Source organism: Staphylococcus sp. EG-SA-15, assembly GCF_017151895.1.
GTDB classification, from domain to species: domain Bacteria; phylum Bacillota; class Bacilli; order Staphylococcales; family Staphylococcaceae; genus Staphylococcus; species Staphylococcus aureus.
The window spans coordinates 1-4,181 of the sequence record NZ_JACVZN010000055.1 but is presented as its reverse complement, the minus strand read 5'-3'; the positions used below and the strand labels follow the sequence as shown (position 1 = coordinate 4,181).

Here is a 4,181-nt window from a genome sequence, read left to right as displayed (position 1 = left end):
TTAAATGAAAAAGGCGAAGTAATTGGAACAACTAAAACAGATGAAAATGGTAAATATCGTTTCGATAATTTAGATAGCGGTAAATACAAAGTTATTTTTGAAAAGCCTGCTGGCTTAACACAAACAGGTACAAATACAACTGAAGATGATAAAGATGCAGATGGTGGCGAAGTTGACGTAACAATTACGGATCATGATGATTTCACACTTGATAACGGATACTTCGAAGAAGATACATCAGATAGCGACTCAGATTCAGATAGCGATTCAGATTCAGATAGCGACTCAGACTCAGACAGCGACTCAGATTCAGACAGCGACTCAGACTCGGATAGCGATTCAGATTCAGACAGTGATTCAGATTCAGACAGCGATTCGGATTCAGACAGCGACTCAGACTCGGATAGCGACTCAGACTCAGATAGCGACTCAGATTCGGATAGCGACTCAGACTCAGACAGCGACTCAGATTCAGACAGCGACTCAGACACAGATAGCGACTCAGACTCAGACAGCGACTCAGACAGTGATTCAGACTCAGATAGCGATTCAGATTCAGACAGCGACTCAGACTCAGATAGTGACTCAGATTCAGATAGTGACTCAGACTCAGACAGTGATTCAGACTCAGACAGTGATTCAGACTCAGATAGCGACTCAGACTCAGACAGCGACTCAGACTCAGATAGTGACTCAGATTCAGATAGCGATTCGGACTCAGACAGTGATTCAGATTCGGACAGCGACTCAGACTCAGACAGTGATTCAGATTCAGATAGCGACTCAGACTCAGATAGCGACTCAGATTCAGACAGCGATTCAGACTCAGATAGTGACTCAGATTCGGACAGCGATTCAGACTCAGATAGCGACTCAGATTCAGACAGTGATTCAGACTCAGATGCAGGTAAGCACACACCTGTTAAACCAATGAGTACTACTAAAGACCATCACAATAAAGCAAAAGCATTACCAGAAACAGGTAATGAAAATAGCGGCTCAAATAACGCAACGTTATTTGGCGGATTATTCGCAGCATTAGGATCATTATTGTTATTCGGTCGTCGTAAAAAACAAAATAAATAATACAGCTTATACCAGGTCCGTGAGGCCTGGTTTTTTATTTCAAAATTTATGAAATGTATCTTATGTTTGAGATTAAATAGTGCAATTTTTTTAAAAAATATAACATAAATCAACATAAATTTAATTCATCTTTACATTAAAAGTACAAACGAATAAGAAAAGCAATTAAACACAGTATCAAACCATTTAAAACAATTGATATAAAAGACAAACGAATAATTAAAAATTACTAGAATTAATTTATTCAAACCAAAGTGTAAAATAACAGTCTTAGATAAATAAATTTATTTAAAGTATTGTGCTTTATCTAAAAATGTATTACGATGGGAATACAAATTTTCATATGTAAAAATATTAATTTTTTGCAAATATTGATATTTTAAAGGAGATTTATATGATTAACAGGGATAATAAAAAGGCAATAACAAAAAAGGGTATGATTTCAAATCACTTAAACAAATTTTCGATTAGAAAGTATACTGTAGGAACTGCATCGATTTTAGTAGGTACGACATTGATTTTTGGTCTAGGGAACCAAGAAGCTAAAGCTGCTGAAAACACTAGTACAGAAAATGCAAAACAAGATGATGCAACGACTAGTGATAATAAAGAAGTAGTGTCGGAAACTGAAAATAATTCGACAACAGAAAATAATTCAACAAATCCAATTAAGAAAGAAACAAATACTGATTCACAACCAGAAGCTAAAAAAGAATCAACTTCATCAAGTACTCAAAAACAGCAAAATAACGTTACAGCTACAACTGAAACTAAGCCTCAAAACATTGAAAAAGAAAATGTTAAACCTTCAACTGATAAAACTGCGACAGAAGATACATCTGTTATTTTAGAAGAGAAGAAAGCACCAAATAATACAAATAACGATGTAACTACAAAACCATCTACAAGTGAAATTCAAACAAAACCAACTACACCTCAAGAATCTACAAATATTGAAAATTCACAACCGCAACCAACGCCTTCAAAAGTAGACAATCAAGTTACAGATGCAACTAATCCAAAACAAACGGTAAATGTATCAAAAGAAGATCTTAAAAATGATCCTGAAAAATTAAAAGAATTAGTTAGAAGTGAAAATAACACTAATCATTCAACTAAACCAGTTGCTACAGCACCAACAAGTGTTGCACCAAAACGATTAAATGCGAAAATGCGTTTTGCAGTTGCACAACCAGCAGCAGTTGCGTCAAATAATGTAAATGATTTAATTACAGTGACGAAACAGACGATCAAAGTTGGCGATGGTAAAGATAATGTGGCAGCAGCGCATGACGGTAAAGATATTGAATATGATACAGAGTTTACAATTGACAATAAAGTCAAAAAAGGCGATACAATGACGATTAATTATGATAAGAATGTAATTCCTTCGGATTTAACAGATAAAAATGATCCTATCGATATTACTGATCCATCAGGAGAGGTTATTGCCAAAGGAACATTTGATAAAGCGACTAAGCAAATCACATATACATTTACAGATTATGTAGATAAATATGAAGATATAAAAGCACGTTTAACTTTATACTCATATATTGATAAGCAAGCAGTACCTAATGAAACTAGTTTGAATTTAACGTTTGCAACAGCAGGTAAAGAAACTAGCCAAAACGTTTCTGTTGATTATCAAGACCCAATGGTTCATGGTGATTCAAACATTCAATCTATCTTTACAAAGTTAGATGAAAACAAACAAACTATTGAACAACAAATTTATGTTAATCCTTTGAAAAAAACAGCAACTAACACTAAAGTTGATATAGCTGGTAGTCAAGTAGATGATTATGGAAATATTAAACTAGGAAATGGTAGTACCATTATTGACCAAAATACAGAAATAAAAGTTTATAAAGTTAACCCTAATCAACAATTGCCTCAAAGTAATAGAATCTATGATTTTAGTCAATACGAAGATGTAACAAGTCAATTTGATAATAAAAAATCATTTAGTAATAATGTAGCAACATTGGATTTTGGTGATATTAATTCAGCCTATATTATCAAAGTTGTTAGTAAATATACACCTACATCAGATGGCGAACTAGATATTGCTCAAGGTACTAGTATGAGAACAACTGATAAATATGGTTATTATAATTATGCAGGATATTCAAACTTCATCGTAACTTCTAATGACTCTGGCGGTGGTGACGGTACTGTTAAACCTGAAGAAAAGTTATACAAAATTGGTGACTATGTATGGGAAGACGTTGATAAAGACGGTGTCCAAGGTACAGATTCGAAAGAAAAGCCAATGGCAAACGTTTTAGTTACATTAACTTACCCAGACGGTACTACAAAATCAGTAAGAACAGATGCTAACGGTCATTATGAATTCGGTGGTTTGAAAGACGGAGAAACTTATACAGTTAAATTCGAAACGCCAGCTGGATATCTTCCAACAAAAGTAAATGGAACAACTGATGGTGAAAAAGACTCAAATGGTAGTTCTGTAACTGTTAAAATTAATGGTAAAGATGATATGTCTTTAGACACTGGTTTTTATAAAGAACCTAAATATAATCTTGGTGACTATGTATGGGAAGATACAAATAAAGATGGTATCCAAGATGCTAATGAACCTGGTATCAAAGATGTTAAGGTTACATTAAAAGATAGTACTGGAAAAGTTATTGGTACAACTACTACTGATGCCTCGGGTAAATATAAATTTACAGATTTAGATAATGGTAACTATACAGTAGAATTTGAAACACCAGCAGGTTACACGCCAACGGTTAAAAATACTACAGCTGATGATAAAGATTCTAATGGTTTAACAACAACAGGTGTCATTAAAGATGCAGATAATATGACATTAGACAGTGGTTTCTATAAAACACCAAAATACAGTTTAGGTGATTATGTTTGGTACGACAGTAATAAAGACGGCAAACAAGACTCAACTGAAAAAGGTATTAAAGATGTGACAGTTACATTGCAAAACGAAAAAGGCGAAGTAATTGGAACAACTAAAACAGATGAAAATGGTAAATATCGTTTCGATAATTTAGATAGCGGTAAATACAAAGTTATTTTTGAAAAGCCTGCTGGCTTAACACAAACAGTTACAA

The 4,181-nt window shown here is 33.8% G+C and carries 2 protein-coding genes; both read left to right on the top strand.

Annotation, left to right across the window (positions count from 1 at the left end; all coding sequences use genetic code 11):
- On the top strand, positions 1-1,086 hold a 1,086-nt coding region (locus tag IDG64_RS14225), incomplete at its 5' end, for an SdrD B-like domain-containing protein (protein ID WP_206171347.1).
- 394 nt (positions 1,087-1,480) lie between these two features.
- The coding region (locus IDG64_RS14220; protein ID WP_206171346.1) for an SdrD B-like domain-containing protein at positions 1,481-4,181 on the top strand (2,701 nt) is incomplete at its 3' end.